We start from the raw sequence: 18,477 nt of genomic DNA, 5'->3' as shown, positions 1-18,477 counted from the left end.
AGCGTTATAAGGCTCATTAGATAATTCTAAAGTCACAGTAGGGTAACTATTTGGATACGCGTTGTTTTTATCGCTGTGGATAGCTGTTATAACGTACCGGAGGGCACTGACAGCCTGGCTTAAAAATACTACAGCTACTGATCGAAACTACGACAGATAACAGCAAGATTTTAATACTTATTTTTTTCATGTTGAAGCGTTTTATGATCCAGAGACTTGTGGTAATCCGACTTATGTAAGAGCACAAAACTAAACACACCCATGAACACCCCAATCATATCACAACCGAAATCCCACCATTCTGCAGACCTATAGGTAAATACCTTCCATTGCAGAAATTCAATTCCTGCACCTAAAAATGCGGTAATCACAATAACCTTAAAGATGGTTAAGGAGCCAAAGCTATAACTGTGCTGATAGTTGATTCTACCATAAAACAGCAGGATGGTCAATACAAAGAAAAAACCAAGATGTACCAGTTTATCAAATCCTTCAAAAAAAATGCCTGACCCCGAAGTAGAGGCAGGCATTTTCATATTACAAAGGATTAAAATGACCACGGTCCACAGGATGGACCAGATCTGATATTTTAAAACTTTAGTATTCATTGATTAAGCTCCTACAAGAGCTTTATAAGCATCCGCATCTAATAGACCTTCTACTTCAGCAGCGTCAGAAAGCGTTACTTTAACCATCCATCCTTTTCCATAAGGGTCAGAATTTACCAACTCAGGGTTGTCATTCAATTCAGGATTAGTTTCAGTTACTGTAGCAGTAACTGGCATAAACAAATCAGAAACAGTCTTAACAGCTTCCACTGTACCGAAAACATCGTCTTTGCGTACTTCATCACCCACTGTATTAATATCGATGTATACAATATCACCTAGCTCACGTTGTGCAAAATCAGTAATACCGATATAAGCTTCGTTACCTTCAACTTTAACCCATTCGTGGTCTTTAGTGTACTTTAATTCTGATGGAAAATTCATGTGTATAATTTTTTATTGTCGTTGCTTAAACTCTTGGCTTCTACATTACGCTTCTGCCGTTTCAAAGGTAATTAATATAAGCATTTATCACAATGCCTAATTCAGGGTAACTCTCAAACTAAATCCGAAATTACTAAATGAAGTATTGAAGGTTTGGGAAGTGTATGGCTTGGTGATGTTGGAATCATAAAACAAACGTACATTAAAACGCTGATTCAGGATATAATCCACACTAGGCCTTAAGGTAATATTCTTGGCACCTGAAGAAACCTCTGCTTCCAGGATATCTGCACGATAGATCACCGTTTTGTTATCTCTGATCGCTACATCCAGTTTAAAGTCCATATTGTTGTCCATTTTCAAGCCTTTGAACAAACCAAATGGGAACCTGAACTTTGTGGTACGATAGCCCATTCCAAACACCATGTTGCTTTCCGTTAACTGAGCCAGTTGACTATTGGCCATATTCAAGCCCAGCAAACGTGACCTTCCAATCTCAAAATTAGCCGTCAGGTTATTCTTTAAGCGGGTATCAATTCCAATCAATGGCGAGAACTGCTCTGCGATCGTTACCTGTGCATACTGGAATTCCGGAAGGAAGTTGTCGTTCAAATCTCTACTCACCACCGCACCGTCCTGCTCCTGATACTTCAACAGGGAATTAAAGCTGCTGATACTATACACAGAGCGATAAGAATGCCTTAGATCAAAAGAGCTGAAACGCTCAGCAATAAAAGGAATGCCTACCAAACCTCTGTAATTTAAGCGCCAGTTTGGTAATGGAATATTAGGCATGGAATTCAAACTGGATTTTTTAGCGTCTTTACCACTATAAGCGGCAAGGAAAGCAGCAGTTAGTACATCTTGCGATTCTCCACCATAACCATCAGCATATACACCATTTCTCACACCTGCTGAGTTTGGATTCAAAGCACCTAAACGTTGCGAAATGATCACCCTGTTCGACATAAACTGATTGAACAATTTAGAGATGGTAGCACCAGATTTCTCCGAGAACGCGGTACCTAAACTGATATAGGAAATACTGTAGTCGCCAGTAGTGAAAGGGCTAAAATTTGAAAAGCCTCTCAATTCTTCATCATATCTGAAATTGGTAGAATAGTTTCTCGTTTTATTTCTATTGGCGGTAAGCGTGATTGACAAATCTTTGATTGGTTCCACTAAACTGGTTAAGCTCAGGTCTTCCCTCATCGTATTGATATACAACTGCGACTGCAAGGTGTCCGTAGTAATCCAGCCTTTCAATAAAGCTTCATTTCTAATGTCGCGCTGACTACCCAACACGAAACCTAATCCTGGTGCACCCGTTGCCTGATCAATTCCGAAGAATTTTGTTTTTGGCAGGTAACCTGGCAGGAAAATACCTTTGGATTGAGTATAGGCACCCACCACGTTTTTCACACTGGTTAATAAACCTACCCAAACATTTTGTCCATCTTTTCCGCTTCCCTTACGCACAAAACCGAATTTATTGTAAAGAGATGCCAGATTTAAATTAGGGTTGAGTTGAATCGTTCTCGAGTTTTGAATGGTATTTCCCAGATTGATATTTGGATCTCTCAATGTAGAAAGCGGTTCGGTCTGCCAGTTAAAGGTAGTACCGTATCGGGTTGCTACACTTACCCAATCCATTCCTGGTATTTTATTGATAGGTAAATTATAAGTAAAGTTCAGATTATGGTTATAATCAGTAGTACGTCCTAACCTCATCATATTCTGCCATAGAGTATCTCTTTTCAACCCTTCAATCCTGCCATATGGCTCATCAATGATGGAGTAATTCGTAGCATCAATATCCATAGTCAAGGATTTACTCAAATTCCAGGAAATCCCGTATACTCTGGACACCAGGAAGTTTTTATTGAAAGTGGTATTCACAGGAATAGAATTCAAAGGATCATTGTTTCTCAGGCTGTTCTCTGCATAGAACCGGTCTACATCAATTCTGAAATTGATTGAGGAAGGCATCAGACTAAAATTGAAATCCTTTAAAAGGGCCAGTGTATTGTTCTTGATGATCTTTTTGAATGGCTCATAATTGCGCGGCATACCCGAGTAATTATAACCTAAGGAGGCCCTGTAAGTTTTTTGGTAATTGCTTTCTATGATAAAATCACGGTGAGAATACTTGGTGTAGGCATAGCTCACGTTAAAATTTTCTATATCCCAAACTTTAGGTTTTGCTTCCGGATCAGTTCTTTCTTTTCTCACATTGGTGAAGTTGATACTGCTTCTGGTGGTATAATCCTGTGCAAAGTTTAAAATAGAATCCCGCTGCGATTTCGAGGCTGCGTCCAGCGCATTTTTCAACTCAATATCGGGCATACTTGGATTATATTGAGGTGTAGCTACCTGGCTTGAATAACTCACAAACATCGGGACTTTAATCCCTGTTTTCTTAGGGAAGAATTTTCCAAGCTCCATAGCAGAAGAGATGTCGAAGAACACATTATCTGCCCTGTTTCTTTCGCTCACCCTGGTTTCTAAAGAACCAAAACCAATCGTTGATTTACTTCCGGACACATTAATGTCTGCAAAATCGGCTAGTTTGGCATTCATTCTGGCCGTAGCAGCCCATCCGCCACGCTCATCAAACTCTGTTAAACGAAGCTCGTTGAACCAAACAATAGCACTCTTATCCATTCCATCATCACCATTGTTCCGGTAAGGATTTTTAACCCCCAGCATATATACCCTCACCTTACTCATATCTGGCTGCCCCTTCACGGTAATTGTTCTGCCATCTACAGTATAATTAAAGGGGATATTGATTGGCCAGGGTGCACCGGTACTGGTTTTTGCATTATTCCTGGCGAGTTTTGCTTTCTGGAAAAACTCCAGTGTGATGTCCATTTTATTCTGTTCCGGCCAGATACCGTAAGGATCACTGGTTCCTGGAAGTGTTACCTTTAAAGGCTGTGTATACTCATAATAGTTATCCTGATTATCGGTACCAATCCTAAGGAAGGCACTCAGATCGTTATCTCTCAGATTACTTGAACCTAAAGCTTCCGCATGAATGTACATCTCCAGGTGTTTATAAGACCTGAAATCATTAAAACCGGTTTTAAAGGCGGCCCTGCCATAGCCATCTTTCAGATTCTTAATGGTCACTGAAAGCGACTGCTCATTCTGACGCGTATCTCCACGATAGTTACTGAAATCACGTTCTCTTTCAATTCCTGGAGGAATCACATAAGGAATCGGCGTACGCTTACCATTCTCTTCAATATTTACTGTAGCCACTTCAATGGTTGATCCATCTGGTGCATTTGTTCCTAAAGCAGGATCTACAATCGTTTGAGAAGCCTCATCATTGGCATTGTATTGTCTCCATTCTCCTCTTACCAATTGAATTTTTCCAAACCTCAATACGGTAGTGTCAGCAAAATTGGTGAGGAACATACGAATGAAACGGATGGATTTGAAATCCTGAATTCCACCAATACGGTCCTGATACTGTGCTAAAGGAATCCGGATCTGATACCAGGTTACCGGTTGTGTATTCCCATTTACAAGCTTCACCTGAGAAGTTACTTTATCCGTTACAAAATTCTGCCCCACCATCAGGTCTCCAGGACGCATAGACACTTTATACTGAAAATACTCATCAGACTGCGTCATATTGTTATCTCTGTTGATGTCTTCGCCATCAGGTAAAGCAGTGGAGGCCGAGTTCTCCACACCCAGCTCAGCACGCGATTGTTCTGCCGTTTTAGAGTTTCCTTCTGTTCCGTTATAGCGTTGGTAACGCTTTAAAATCCCCGCATTTTCACGGTCCAGTTCCGGTCCTCTGAAATAAGAATAATCATCCGAAGAAGGGTCATTTTGAATAGCAGCTGCAGCATCTGGATTTAACTGGCCTTTGATCTGGTTGATCAATGTAGAGAACTTAGCTTGCTCGTCTATATTTGCCAATCCATCTAATCCCACATCCTGTGCTTTTCTCGCATTCGGATCATTGTCGAAAGCCTGAACTACCGGTTGCAATTTAGGAACCCTACCCCAATTCGTCTCATCATATGCCGAAGGATCACCATTGGCAGGAAGGCCATTCTCCAACGACTTTCTACCGTCTTTCAAAATGTCTTCCGAAATATTACCAATATTGAAATACAAATCACCACCTAAGCCATTCGGTTTATAGATGTTCGGATCCATTACCCAAAGTTCAATAAACTCGATATTCAAGGCTTCGAAATCATTGGTTTCAATTCTTCTAAACAAACCGCCCCAGCGGGTTCTTGGATTATTCAACCTTCCATCAGGATTAAATCCTGTAGGCGTATAATTATACGGACCACGGACTGTCGGATAAAAAGCCACATCCAGGGTTGGCAATGCGAAAGGCTGTCCTGTCCCTGTTTCTTTAAAAGGAAACACCTCCTGTTCAATCACCTGACGTACATAATGATTGGAAAGTTCTTGTTTATTAGTTCTTAAACTATTGGGTAGACTACCATCAGTTCTATTATAGAAAATAGGGTCAATGTTATAGAAAGCGATTAATGCCCTATTGAAACCATAACTCAGATCGTCGATCCTCTGGGATTCAGAGAACAGTTGTGGAGTTCCTGATAATTGCCAGGCCATTGCACTCTTTAAATCGATCACTGATCGCGAAGCTTCAAAATCATCCAGGTAACTCACGCCACCTTTCTGACCGCCAAAATTCAATGCTTTTGGGTGACCAGGGATCAACTGTGCAAACTCTCCGGAAAAAGTAAGGCTAGAAGGTACTTTAGTGGAGATAAATGGTAATTTATCCACCAATTTCGTTAAGAATCTTGAAGGTGTACTATAATTCAGGTCCATTCCCCACATGGTATTGGAAATTGGTTCCTCCCCCACATTCACCTTAGGCGTTAGCGGTTTTTCCGTGAGATTCATCAAGGTTGCCCCTAAATTCAATTTATTGTTTACTTTGTAATCAAATCTGGTCCCGAATAACGAACGTTGCTGCAAACCAAAAAGCTCATTATTTTCTGTTGATATCCTAATTGGCTGACCAGAAATCAAGATCGCCGTGTTCAAAATTCTTACCCTTCCACCCTGATAATCTACAGTGAAGTCAACACCTTCCTGCAAAGGAATTGTACCAGCAAATACTTTTACCGATCCTTCGGGAACATTGATAGAGTTTAAGCTAAATTCTGAAGCCACCTGGCTTTGATAAGCTCCTTTAATAAAATAACGGTTCTGACTACTAAACAACTGTTGGGCTACTACTTTGGTAGAATCATACAAAGCAGGAAAAGTATACTGATTAATCAGCGCCAGTTCTGAAGGATCAAACTGATCCGCTAAATCCTGCCCGAAGGGTTCAAGTAAAGGAAAGATCACCCGGCCGTTTAAAGGGTCAATAGTAATATAACCGTTAATAGTATTGGTTGAGAAATTAGTCAGATTGGAATTAGAGCCGGTAGTATTCCCGGGATTGTTATTCACCGGCGTATTGAACACGATATTTTCATTCGTTCCGAAAGGTTTGTTTTCAGCCTGAAAATCAAAAACTCCATCCGGGCGACGTTCCTGTTGTTGATTTAAACGGTCTAAACCTGTCACCTGAATCCATTGTTTATTTTTTAAAGGAACCCGATCGGCATCTAATTTCTCTCCTACCTCGATATAAGGTTTTTCTACGCCTGATTTGTCGTCAATACGGAAAACATCCAACCTAAAGTTCATAGGACTAATCTGATATCCTCCGATTGAATAAATATTCTTCATCATCAGGTTCCAAATTGGCAGTCTCGTTTTCAGGGTCTCATTTTTCAACATCTTTGTGAACAAAACCTTTGGCTGAGCAGCATCAAACACAACATCAGTAGAAAACTCCCCAACCTGATATTCTACACCTCTGTACGTATACCTATAGGCTACAGACAATACCTCATCAGTATTCAAAGCATTATTCAGGGATATATAACCCAACTGTGGATGAAAGGTAAACTCTCTATCGGCCAATTTCCTGGCATAGGTTAATTTGGCATAGTTATCTGTAGCACCAGTCGCAGCAAAAAAAGGAATGATCGAATTAGAATTGGTAAAACGGGCATCCGCCGGCAATTGAGATAATAAGGTATTCGACTGTCTGGGAAACTGCGGATTGTCAAATCCGGAAGGAAGTGCTGAACCTCCACCTACAATACTCTGATTATAGGGTGTATTCTCTGCCAGATCCATCAAAGCCATAACATCTCGTGAACCCTGTGTATTTCCGGTTTTATTTGTAATCCAAACCTCTACTCTGGTAATCAACACCCCAGATGTAAGTGTTGGTGGTGTCGACAATATTTTTTTATAGTTATTTCTAAAGTATTGTGCCAGGAAATAATGCTTATTGGCTTCATAATTATCGGCACTCAGTCTGAATTCATTCTGCTGAGCGCCATTATTAATCTTGATTTCTCTTGATTGGGATTTTTGCTGGGAGAATACAGTGCTCACATTCAGTTTCCCAAACTGCAATTGTGTTTTGACCCCAAAAAGGGCTTGTGTACCGTTGATCAATGAGGTGCTGAGCGGCAAACTCACATTACCTGCCTCGATCTTCTGAATAATATCATCTTTACCACCTACATAATCCAGCTTCACCTGATTCTCAAAATCAAACTGTGCTTCCGTATTGTAGTTCATATTGACCTTCATTCGGGTACCAATATTTCCAATCACATCCATTTGGATACGCTGGTTAAAATCAAAATTACCCTGAACGCGCTGACGTTCATTAAACAGCGGATTTTCATTCTTGTTGATTCTGCCAAGAAAGGTGAGTTCCGCCTCTCCACGTGGTTGGATATCTATTGTAGTACCGCCAAAAATCCGTTCAAAAGCTTTACTGTTAACTTTTAAACTAGGGATAACCCCATTTTTTCTGACTTCATTAATTTCTTCGTTGGAATACATGCGCCAATTGTCGCGCTTCATCTCAGAGTTTACCAAACGTTGATATTCTTCAATCGTAAGGTATTGTGGAGCAGCAAACAACTGATTGCCAATCAGCTGACGAATGATATATCTTTTATTTTTCGCATCATACTCTACTTCCCTTTTTACATTGTCTGGAAGCGGTTTAAAGGAATTATTAAGATTTCTAAGGCCTAATCTTTGTTTTTCCTTCAAACTGAAGGAGTTTCTGGTTGTATCGGAATTTCTTACCTGTGGTCTCACTGTTTGTGAAAAACCATTTTGTCTGCCAAAGCAGAGTAGGAAAGTAAAGAGGAGCGTTAATAGGGTTCTCAAGGTAATGCTATAAGTTCTTCAATGCGATTTTTATCATTTGTTCTACTGTTAAATCTATACCTCCATTTTTCACTGCACTGTCAATTGATTTCTCCGCTGGTTGTTTTGCAAATCCAAGCATCATCAATGCAGATAAGGCTTCTTCTCTAGCAGTATTATTTAATGGTGCAGCGATCAATGATCCTGTACCTTCTTTTTTCAACTTATCTTGCAACTCCAATACCAGGCGTTGAGCAGTTTTTGCACCAATTCCTTTAATCCGTTGGATTAGAGGCAAATCACCATTTACAATAGCAGTCTGAATTTCTACAGGAGTAATTGAAGAAAGCATCATTCTGCCCGTATTAGGGCCGATTCCAGAAACGGAAATCAGATGGAGGAAGAGCCTGCGCTCTCCCTCCTCTGCAAATCCATATAAGGTATGCGCATCTTCCTTGATATGTGTCCAGAGGTAAACCTTACATCTTTCCACATCTGCCAGACTGCTATAAGTATTTAGCGAAATATTGATATGGTAGCCAATTCCTCCGGCCTCCACTACAATATAAGCGGGGCATTTAAAGGTCAGCTTACCATCAATATATTCGAACATGTCTTATTTCTTAATTAATTTTTTTAATAGACCACCTTTTTTAGCTAGGGCTTCCTGCTCTTTCGATTGCACATCTAAGACTGCTAAAGTTACCATATTCACAATCTCACGAACTGAACTACCTAATTGTACAATATGAACAGGCTTGTTTAATCCTAATAAGATCGGACCAACTGCTTCCGCACCACCTAGTTCCTGCAATAATTTATAGGCAATATTTCCAGATTCCAGATTAGGGAAAACCAATGTATTAGCCGGTGCATCTACTAAGCTACTAAAAGGAAAGTTATCTTTCAATAAAGAGTTATTAATTGCAAAATTTCCTTGCATTTCACCGTCTACGATAATCTCAGGGTGTTTTTCGTGAAGAATTTTCACTGCTTTTCTCACTTTTTCAGGAACGACACCTTCATTTGACCCAAAATTAGAGTAAGAAAGTAAGGCAATACGAGGCTGAATATTGAATTTACGTACAGCCTGATCTAGCAATAAAGTAATATCCACCAGTTCTTCTACTGTAGGATCTACGTTTACCGTGGTGTCACCAAAGAAAACCGGACCTTTTTTTGTCATCATCATGTACATTCCAGCCACACGGTTCACACCAGGCTCAGTACCGATCACTTGCAAGGCAGGCTTGATGGTAGAAACATAATTTTTAGTCAGACCAGAGATCATGGCATCTGCTTCACCAAACTCTACCATAGAAGCACCGAAGTAATTTCTATCACGTAAAAATTTATTGGCTTCGAACAAGGTCACACCTCTTCTTTGTCTCTTTTGATACAAAGATTCTGCATATTTTTTCATGCGTTCAGGCTCCAACATTGGATCTACGATTTCTACACCATCCAATTCCAGTCCATTTTCTTCTATGATCTGCTCGATAGTCTCCTTTTTACCTAATAAAACAGGAATCGCGATATTATCATCCTTAACGATTTGTGCCGCTTTCAGGATTTTGTAGTTATCCGCCTCGGTAAAGACCACACGCTTCGGATTAGATTTAGCTTTAGTAGTGATGGCACGCATAATCGCATCATCCATACCCAATCTCGTTTTTAATTCCTCAGTATAAGCATCCCAGTCGGTAATGATTTTACGTGCAACACCAGATTCGATTGCTGCTTTAGCTACTGCCGAAGAAACATTAGTCATTAAACGCAAATCTACCGGTTTAGGAATGATATAATCTTTACCAAACTTGATATTCTTCTCATTGTAGGCCATATTTACAGCCTCAGGAACAGGTTTTTTAGCCAGTTCAGCAATTGCTTTTACTGCAGCAATTTTCATTTCCTCATTGATGCTGGTTGCCCTAACATCTAATGCACCTCTAAAAATATATGGGAAGCCCAACACGTTATTCACCTGATTAGGATAATCAGAACGCCCTGTAGCCATAATTAAATCTTTACGGGAACTGATGGCCAGTTCATAGGCAATCTCTGGGTTAGGATTAGCCATTGCAAAAACAATAGGATGCTTAGCCATAGATTTCAACATATCCACCGTTACGCAATCTGCAGAAGAAAGACCGATGAATACATCCGAATCTTTCATTGCTTCTTCTAAAGTATTCAAATCTCTTGAAGTCGCAAATTCAGCTTTGATCTCATCTAATTTTTCTCTGTCTGCCCGGATGACACCGCTACGATCACACATCACGATGTTTTCTTTTTTAGCACCTAAAGAAACATAAAGACGAGTACATGAAATGGCTGCCGCACCTGCGCCATTTACCACGATCTTAATCTTGTCCATTTTCTTTTTCTGCAATTCGCAGGCATTGATTAATGCTGCAGCAGAGATAATGGCAGTACCGTGCTGATCGTCGTGCATTACAGGAATATTCATCTCCTCTTTTAGGCGACGCTCAATTTCAAAGCATTCTGGTGCTTTAATATCCTCTAAATTTACCCCACCGAAAGTCGGTTCCAGGGCCTTTACGATTTTAACAAAGTCGTCAACGTTTTTAGTATCCAGTTCCAGATCAAAAACGTCGATATCAGCAAAGATTTTGAAAAGAAGGCCTTTACCTTCCATTACTGGTTTGCCAGCCTCCGGGCCAATATCACCAAGACCTAATACAGCTGTACCATTACTAATTACAGCTACCAGGTTACCTTTAGCGGTGTACTTATATACATCTTCAGTATTTTCTGCTATTTTTAAACAAGGCTCAGCAACCCCTGGAGAATACGCCAATGCCAGATCTCTCTGAGAGTTCGTTGGTTTGGTCGGTATAACCTGTATTTTTCCTGGTCGCCCTTGCGAGTGGTAATCCAAAGCATCTTGCTTCCTGTTAATTTTACTCATAAATCAGTCATTTATAAAGGGCCAAAGTTACAATCTTTTAATTAGCCCTGAAATAAAAAAGGAATCAGAATTGGGAAGTAGAGATTAGCCTTTAATGGCTACTTGTTTTCGTTTACCTGCCTCAGGATTATGGATTTTCAATTTCTGACCCGGAACAATGGAGGAACTTTTCAGTCCATTCCAAACTTTTAAATCCTGCACTTCTACATGATATTTATCAGCGATTGCACTCAATGTTTGTCCAGGGGTAACTTTATGGTAGCTGACGGCCGTAGCTGGTTTTACTACAATTTTCTTCTTTGCTTTACGACGATCATCATTTGAGGCCAGAAATACATTTTGATTTATATTCAGCTCTGTATTGTTCAATACCTCATAGATCTCTGCAAACTGAGTCATACTCACTTTAGGAATAATGATACGCTTAGGTTCGAGCTCGGTACCGTTCACAATCTTCTTCTTATAAGCAGGATTTAAGCTGTACAATTCATCTTCTTCGATACTTAGCGCAGTGGATAATTGTTGCAGAGAGACAAAACGGCTGACATGAATCGTATCTGTATTTTTAATGAATGGGGAAGCTTGTGCTTTGATCTGATGTTGATTGGAGCATTTCATCACGTAAATGGCTGCAATAAATGCGGGTACATAATTACGTGTTTCCAGAGGAAGGTAAGGCCTGATTTCCCAGAAATCATGAGAATCAGCTTTAATGATAGCTCTTTTCACATTACCCATTCCGCAGTTATAGGCGGCAATCGCCAGAAGCCAGTCGCCCAACTCCTGATATGCATCCCTAAAATAAGCCGCAGCGGCGTAGCTGGCCTGGGTAGGGTCCTTTCTTTCGTCCACAAAGTTATCCATATTCAGTCCATAATCTTTTGCTGTAGCAAACATGAACTGCCATAAACCTGTAGCACCTACCCTAGAAACCGCATGTGCATTCATAGAGGATTCAATGATGGGCAGATATTTAATTTCTTCAGGGATGTTATAATATTTCAGCGCTTTTTCAAAAACGGGGAAATAGTATTCGGACAAGCCGATCATTTTCCCCATCATATCTTTGCGACCGCTGTAAATATCAATGTACTTCTGTACATGCTCGTTGTAGCTCAGTGGGACCATTTTTTGAATGGAATCCAGTCTGGCTTTAAAAATATAATTGTGGTTGTAGAAACTGGGCGTTTCTGCTAAAATCGGTACAGCAATAGTATCAATTATTTGTAGGGATTGTCGTTGTTGCTGGGCTGCTGCTGAAAAGCTGGATAATGCTAAAATACAGGATGCAAATAGTACATTTATTTTCATAGGCAATGTTTGGTGACATGGGTCTAGGTTAAAAATGTATGGGACAGAGACAAGAGCTCCTGTTCCTTAAAGTGCTTTGCCATAAGCTGTAAACTTAACGGTAATCCTTCATTATTATTGCCCAAAGGAATTGCAATTGCCGGAATTCCTGTCAATGATGCCAGCACGGTAAAGATATCGGCCATATACATCACCAATGGATCATCTATGTTTTCTCCGATTTTAAAAGCTGGAGTTGGGGCCACCGGGCTTAATATCACATCATAATTCACAAGCATTTCTTCCATTTTTTCTCGGATCAATCTTCTCACCTGTTGGGCTTTCTGATAGTAAGCGTCGTAATATCCTGCACTCAGAACGAAAGTACCAATCAGGATGCGTTTTTTCACTTCTTCTCCAAAACCTTCCGCTCTGGAAGTCTTATATAAGTCGTTCAAGGTGACCGCTTCCATATTGCGATGCCCATAATGAACCCCATCATAACGGGATAGATTGGAAGAAGCTTCGGCGGTTGTTAAGACATAGTAGGCAGGAACAAGGTAATCCAGCAAATCAAATGACACATAGTCTACTGTATGTCCCTGACTTTTAAAACGCTCGATAGCGTTAAGGATAGCAGCTTTGATTTCAGGATCTAAAGCCTCACTTTCCATAGTTTCTTTTAATACCGCAATTTTTTTCGGTCCTCCAGCTGCTAGTTCAGTAGTATAATCTGGCACCTCCTTTTTAGAAACGGTACTATCATATTCATCTGCACCTGCAAGAATTTCCAACAATAAAGCGGCATCAGAGATAGAAGAAGTAATTGTACCGACCTGATCAAAGGAAGAGGCATAAGCGATTACACCATATCTGGAAATCCGACCATAGGTAGGCTTCATTCCTATACATCCGCAAAAAGCAGCCGGTTGTCTTACAGAACCACCGGTATCAGTTCCTAATGCTGATAAGCATAGATCTGCCTGTACCGCCACGGCAGAACCTCCTGAAGAGCCTCCTGCAACGCGTTCTGCATCTACTGCGTTTTTCACTACGCCATAATAAGAAGTTTCATTGGAACCACCCATCGCAAACTCGTCACAATTGAGCCTCCCGATAATGATGGCATCTTCGGCCAATAGACGCTCTACTACGGTGGCAGAATACGGAGAAACAAAACCTTCCAGCATTTTAGAGGAGGCAGTAACAATGTGGTCTTTATAACAAATATTGTCTTTAATACCAATTACCATCCCTGCCAGTTTTCCGGCAGTACCATTGTCTATTTTCTCTTGTACTACTTTAGCCTGAGCGGCCGCAGAATAAAAAAACACCTCATTAAAAGCATTGAGGTGTTCATGAGTTTCTATTTGCTTAAAATAGTGATCCAATAGCTCAGTTAAACTTAGTTTTTTTTGAGCAATAAGGGTTTGTATCTCTGATAAGGAGTTATACTTCTTCAAATTTCAAGAATAGGTTAAATTTAAAAATCGGATTAAAACCTATAGTGGTTTGTTGGTGCGGTTTTGTTCTACTTTGTCAGCAGCATCATCCATCCCGTCTTTTCCGTCTTTAAATTCTTTAATGCCTTTACCTAAGCCACGCATTAGTTCTGGAATTTTTTTACCCCCAAAAAGCAATAAAACAATTACAAGAATAATGGCGATTTCCGCGCCACCTAAGCCAGCTATTAAGAATGTGTTTAACATGATATTTTAGTTAAAGTTGTGTTTTATCTGTTTCAATTTTTGGATTTTCATTGCTTGTTGCTGCAACTACATCCTTTTTTTCTAAATCAATTCCTTCTGCAGCAGATGAAGTACTAGTGCTACCAGGATACATTTGTTCCTCCAGGCTAGTTTCCTTTGGATGATGACGGGTATTGTCATTGATGACATCATTAAGATCATCCACAATACCTACGGAATTTATATTGCGGTGGATTTCTCTTTTCACACCTTCCGAAGCATCTTTAAAATCGCGGATTCCTTTTCCTAAGCCTCTTGCCAATTCCGGAAGTTTTTTACCTCCAAATAACAAAAGAACAACAGCCAGGATGAGCATAATCTCACCACCGCCCATATTTAAGAATTCCAATACTGTTCCTGAATACATTTTAAGCTCTATTTATTGATCAATATACAAATATAAACATTTCTCGCGCAATCCTCTATTTTGCAGACAGCCATCCTGCAGGATTTTGCGCAACCTGACCTCTATAGATCTGGAATTGAAGTTCCGGAATATCGCCTGAAGAAGCTACTGTTCCTATCGTTTGTTTGGTACTTACATCCTCTCCTTTGCCTACGCTCACAGATTTAAGGTTCTGATACACGGTAAAGTACTGTCCGTGTTTGATCAGTACATAGTACCTGCCCATTGCATTTCCTATCTGGGTAACTTTTCCGTTAAACACCGCTCTTACCGCGGCACCTTCGTTAGTTTGTATGGTAATACCGGCATTGTCGTAGCTGGCCTGTCCCTCTTTATGCTTACCAAAACTTTCGGTAGTCGTCCCTGTGGCTACCGGCCATGGCAGGGAGCCCCTGTTGCTTTCAAATGCAGCTGAAAGTTTTGCTGCCTCTGGTGTGGCGGTCAGATAATTATTGCTGCTGTTTGCTGTGCTTGCTTTAGCCTTCGCTATAGGAGCAGGTGCAGTAGGGACTGGTTTATTTTCGGCTTTTGCTTTCGCAACAGCCGCAGCTCTGGCCCGTTCCGCCGCCGCAAGAGCGGCTAATCTGGCGCGTTCAGCAGCTCTTGCCTCTTCTTCCGCCTTTTTCTTGGCAATAGCAATCTCACGCGCAATTGCAGCACGTATACTTCTGTCTATCTGTGCCTGTTGTTTCTTACGTGCTACTATGTCTTGCTTATATTGCTTTTCCTGTTTGTTGAACTTATTTAATACCTGAGCCTGTTCATTTTTATTTTTACCCAGTTTGTTTTTTTCTGTTTCCTGCTCATGCAGTAAACTACTTTTTTCCTTTAAATTCTTATCCAGTACTACAATCTTATAATTCAGGTCTTTTTGCGTACCCTGAATATATCCCGCTTGTTTTTTCCGGTATTGGCCAAACTGTTGCAGGTATTTTATCCTTTTATACGCCTGATTGAAATCGCTTGCCGCAAATACAAACATCATCTTATCATAGGCATTTTGGTTGCGTTGTGCAAAACGAATCATTCCTGCATACTCTTTTTTAAGCTGAGAGAGCTGACCTTTTAAATTGATGACTGTGTTTGTATTTTCATGAATCTGATTGTCCAGATTCTTAATCTCAGAATTGATGACCGTAATTTTGTTCTGCATTAAACTGATCTGAGTGTTTAAGGCATTGATCTGGCTTTGTGTAAGTTTCTTGTTTTTAGCCGTTTTAGTCAGATTTCGCTGAAGCAGCTCTATCTCCCGTTGTATCGCTTCTTTTTTTCTTTTAAGCTCTGAACTGTTCTGTGCAACGGCAAAGTTTGCGGATAATAAAAATAAGAAGAGGAATAATAATTTATTTAGCTTCATTGCGTCAAAAGTATAAAAAAAATCAGTTTATTACTTCATACTTCCCTGGAACATTAAACGGAAAATCTACTGGAAGATTGCTCTCTACCTTTGAAAAATCAATATTCAACGCTATTTTTTGCGTTCCCGCCATAGAGTTGATCCGGATTGCCGTGGGGAACAAAGTACCGTTCATATTTTGGTAATCGCCATAAACTACCTTCAATGCTTTTGCAGCATTCAGGTCGTTCAATTGATATTCTGAAACTTTAAACAAGGTATTGAATAAAAGGAGGTAAACCAGTTGTGCCTGCTTCCCTGTAATTTCCCAAACCCCATTTTTATAGGCTAAATCTGCATCCTGACTCATAAATTCTGGAAAAGTATTTCCAGATAAAATCGCCTGCAATAATTTATAGCTGACCTGAGGGTTGGTGAAGCGATGTACATAACTAAAAGGCTTGGCCAAATAAACACTTTGCCATTTATTCAAGACTTTAATACTATCAGGTGTGATCAATGCCCTACCTAGTTCAATCCCTACCGGTCCGCCAATGGAAACCCAGATTCCTTCATCCTTACGGATTCTGATGTTCATATTGACATTATTCGCATTTCCGTTAATATCGAGACGTGCCTTACCTTTTAAAGATAAGGTCGTATAGGAAATATCCTTCTCTTCCAACAGTTTTAGCGTCTCCACTTTTTTAGTATCTACAGGAGCGGCGTTAGTTACAGGCGGTGCCACCACAATCTTTTTCTTGGTTTTACAGGCCATCGTTAAAAAAATCAGGACCAGAAAAAGCAAACTATTTAATATATTTCTTCTCATTTATCTTTCGTTTTAAATTGGCTGCATCATTTCCTGCGTCGTTTGCTTTTTGCCATTGGATCAATGCGGCCTCCTTTTCTCCATTTAAGAATAGGATATCGCCATAATGTTCCAAATAAAGACCATTTTCAGCCCCATCATGCTGTATTGCCAGTTCTGCCCAGCTTTTAGCCTGAACATATTTCCCGCGTTTAAACAACACCAATGCGTAAGTATCCGCCACAGAGGTACTCCCGGGCATCGCTGCCGCGGCTTTCGCGATCAATGTTTCTGCTTTCTCCAGATCCTGATTACTTAAAGCCAGATAGAAAGCATAATTGTTCAATAACAAATAATTTTTAGGCGCCAGCGATACCGCCTTATCAAAAGCAGTGTTTGCTTCCCTAAACTTCTGTTCATCGAGGAAAATCTCTCCTTGTAGTGCAAAAACTAGGGCCTGAAGCGCTGGATTGTCACCATCCAACTGCATGGCAGCCTTGATATTGGTCATCGCCGCCGCATTCTGCTGATCACGATGCTGTGCAAAGGCAAGGTAATAATAAAGAATCCCCTGATTTGGGAAAATGGCCAGTGCCTCTTCACCCGTTTTAGCAGCCTCTTTATATTTCCCTATGTTATTCTGGATGACCAGTACACGTTCCCAAACCGGATACAGCTGATCGCTCATTTTCAAGACTCCCTGATATTGTTGTAATGCAGCTAACAATTCTCCCTTTTGATATAGCAAATCTCCGTACAAAGCATGCATATTAGGATCATTAGATGAAGTTTGCATGGCCAGTTTCGTCAATGCCAAAGCTTCTTCAATCAATATTGGATTTTTAGCGCCTCCGGCAATCATCAAAATAATCTTTCCTTTTCTTTGTTGCGGCATTTCAGGATTGGCAAAAGCTGTTCTTAAGGCCAGGCCAGCTTCAATGCTATTTTTTATATTTTGGTAATAATCGGCAAGGGCCAGATCAATTTCATAATTTTCAGGTGAAATACTTTTCGCTTTTTTCAGCAGGATCAGTGCATTTTCGGTTTGTCCTTTTTCTATCATAGACTGGCTGAGGTCCAGCATTCCAGGGACATCATCAACCCCTGCGGAAAGCATGTTTTCCAATTCGGCTTTAGTTGCCTCTTTTTTATTGCCTAGGTCAATTCGATGCCTGGCCTGGACCAATGCTTTTGAAACCCCGAATTTCTTCTCTAATTCGTCATAAGTTCTTAAAGCCTCCGTTGTTTTACCCAATAACAAGTAAGCGTTACCTTTATCAAAATAAAAAGCATCATCATCGGGCGACAGGCGGATCAATTCGTTAAAAACAGCAACCAATCCTTCCATATCCCCTTTACGCTTATACAATTCAGCCATCATTTTCCAATACCAGAGGTTATTCGCATCCAGTGCTACTGATCTTTTGATGGCTGTTTCTGCTTCCGTTAGTTTATTCTGGCGATAATTCAGACTGGCCAACTCATAATAAACTGCGGCATTTTTAGGATCAATGGCGAGGATCTTTTGAAAACTCTCTCCTGCCCTGCTGTAATTTTCATTCAGCTTCTCCCTGAGTCCGGCGAAGAAAAGGGTCTTCAGTTCAGTACTATCCACTAATGGCTTTTGGGGTTGTTGCGCCGCAGCCGACATGCCCGTAAAAAGTAATGACACTAAAAGAGACCTTTGCTTCATCCTTATTTTATTTATTATCCATGC

General features: G+C 40.4%; 12 protein-coding genes. All 12 read right to left on the bottom strand.

Annotated elements, in window-relative coordinates; genetic code table 11:
• Window positions 1–170 precede the first annotated feature (170 nt).
• The 12 genes from R2Q94_RS02645 to R2Q94_RS02590 all read right to left on the bottom strand — a co-directional run bounded on the left by R2Q94_RS02645 (window position 171) and on the right by R2Q94_RS02590 (window position 18,453).
• Window positions 171–608, bottom strand: a complete 438-nt coding sequence (locus R2Q94_RS02645) for a VanZ family protein (protein WP_316819879.1) — start codon at window positions 606–608, stop codon at window positions 171–173.
• Between the two features lie 3 nt (window positions 609–611).
• A complete protein-coding gene (gcvH, locus tag R2Q94_RS02640; protein WP_316819878.1) occupies window positions 612–992 on the bottom strand; it encodes a glycine cleavage system protein GcvH in 381 nt (126 codons plus the stop codon).
• Between the two features lie 96 nt (window positions 993–1,088).
• Window positions 1,089–8,258 (bottom strand): cell surface protein SprA, encoded by a 7,170-nt coding sequence (gene sprA / locus R2Q94_RS02635; RefSeq protein ID WP_316819877.1) that lies wholly within the window; start codon window positions 8,256–8,258, stop codon window positions 1,089–1,091.
• A 7-nt stretch (window positions 8,259–8,265) separates the two neighbouring features.
• A complete protein-coding gene (gene ruvA, locus R2Q94_RS02630) occupies window positions 8,266–8,850 on the bottom strand; it encodes a Holliday junction branch migration protein RuvA (RefSeq protein WP_316819875.1) in 585 nt (194 codons plus the stop codon).
• Between the two features lie 3 nt (window positions 8,851–8,853).
• Window positions 8,854–11,169 carry an NADP-dependent malic enzyme gene (locus tag R2Q94_RS02625; RefSeq protein WP_316819874.1) on the bottom strand — a complete coding sequence of 772 codons (2,316 nt, stop codon included), beginning with the start codon at window positions 11,167–11,169 and terminating at the stop codon, window positions 8,854–8,856.
• Between the two features lie 84 nt (window positions 11,170–11,253).
• The gene (locus R2Q94_RS02620; RefSeq protein ID WP_316819873.1) at window positions 11,254–12,480 is read right to left on the bottom strand and encodes a lytic transglycosylase domain-containing protein; all 1,227 of its coding nucleotides are present in this window, start codon (window positions 12,478–12,480) and stop codon (window positions 11,254–11,256) included.
• Between the two features lie 23 nt (window positions 12,481–12,503).
• Window positions 12,504–13,922: an Asp-tRNA(Asn)/Glu-tRNA(Gln) amidotransferase subunit GatA gene (gene gatA, locus R2Q94_RS02615; RefSeq protein ID WP_316819872.1), complete on the bottom strand. Its 1,419-nt coding sequence runs from the start codon at window positions 13,920–13,922 to the stop codon at window positions 12,504–12,506.
• A gap of 39 nt (window positions 13,923–13,961) precedes the next feature.
• Window positions 13,962–14,168, bottom strand: a complete 207-nt coding sequence (locus R2Q94_RS02610) for a twin-arginine translocase TatA/TatE family subunit (protein ID WP_265843322.1) — start codon at window positions 14,166–14,168, stop codon at window positions 13,962–13,964.
• 10 nt (window positions 14,169–14,178) lie between these two features.
• Window positions 14,179–14,574: a twin-arginine translocase TatA/TatE family subunit gene (gene tatA / locus R2Q94_RS02605; protein ID WP_316819871.1), complete on the bottom strand. Its 396-nt coding sequence runs from the start codon at window positions 14,572–14,574 to the stop codon at window positions 14,179–14,181.
• Between the two features lie 55 nt (window positions 14,575–14,629).
• Window positions 14,630–15,970, bottom strand: coding sequence for a murein hydrolase activator EnvC family protein (locus tag R2Q94_RS02600; RefSeq protein ID WP_316819870.1), 1,341 nt, complete (start codon window positions 15,968–15,970; stop codon window positions 14,630–14,632).
• Between the two features lie 22 nt (window positions 15,971–15,992).
• Window positions 15,993–16,781 (bottom strand): DUF4292 domain-containing protein, encoded by a 789-nt coding sequence (locus tag R2Q94_RS02595; protein WP_316819869.1) that lies wholly within the window; start codon window positions 16,779–16,781, stop codon window positions 15,993–15,995.
• Window positions 16,759–18,453: a tetratricopeptide repeat protein gene (locus tag R2Q94_RS02590; RefSeq protein WP_316819868.1), complete on the bottom strand. Its 1,695-nt coding sequence runs from the start codon at window positions 18,451–18,453 to the stop codon at window positions 16,759–16,761. Before R2Q94_RS02590 ends, R2Q94_RS02595 begins: the two co-directional genes overlap by 23 nt.
• Window positions 18,454–18,477: the final 24 nt, after the last annotated feature.

The organism is Pedobacter gandavensis, assembly GCF_032678465.1.
Taxonomy (GTDB): Bacteria; Bacteroidota; Bacteroidia; order Sphingobacteriales; family Sphingobacteriaceae; genus Pedobacter; species Pedobacter gandavensis_B.
Note: the sequence above shows the minus strand (reverse complement) of the source record. Positions and strands in the feature narration are given on the sequence as shown.

What these genes read in the sequence shown, in the direction of transcription:
- R2Q94_RS02645 (WP_316819879.1), bottom strand. Translation starts at nt 608, where the DNA reads ATGAATACTAAAGTTTTAAAATATCAGATCTGGTCCATCCTGTGGACC.
- gcvH (WP_316819878.1), bottom strand. Translation starts at nt 992, where the DNA reads ATGAATTTTCCATCAGAATTAAAGTACACTAAAGACCACGAATGGGTT.
- ruvA (WP_316819875.1), bottom strand. Translation starts at nt 8,850, where the DNA reads ATGTTCGAATATATTGATGGTAAGCTGACCTTTAAATGCCCCGCTTAT.
- R2Q94_RS02625 (WP_316819874.1), bottom strand. Translation starts at nt 11,169, where the DNA reads ATGAGTAAAATTAACAGGAAGCAAGATGCTTTGGATTACCACTCGCAA.
- R2Q94_RS02620 (WP_316819873.1), bottom strand. Translation starts at nt 12,480, where the DNA reads ATGAAAATAAATGTACTATTTGCATCCTGTATTTTAGCATTATCCAGC.
- R2Q94_RS02610 (WP_265843322.1), bottom strand. Translation starts at nt 14,168, where the DNA reads ATGTTAAACACATTCTTAATAGCTGGCTTAGGTGGCGCGGAAATCGCC.
- tatA (WP_316819871.1), bottom strand. Translation starts at nt 14,574, where the DNA reads ATGTATTCAGGAACAGTATTGGAATTCTTAAATATGGGCGGTGGTGAG.
- R2Q94_RS02600 (WP_316819870.1), bottom strand. Translation starts at nt 15,970, where the DNA reads ATGAAGCTAAATAAATTATTATTCCTCTTCTTATTTTTATTATCCGCA.
- R2Q94_RS02595 (WP_316819869.1), bottom strand. Translation starts at nt 16,781, where the DNA reads ATGAGAAGAAATATATTAAATAGTTTGCTTTTTCTGGTCCTGATTTTT.
- R2Q94_RS02590 (WP_316819868.1), bottom strand. Translation starts at nt 18,453, where the DNA reads ATGAAGCAAAGGTCTCTTTTAGTGTCATTACTTTTTACGGGCATGTCG.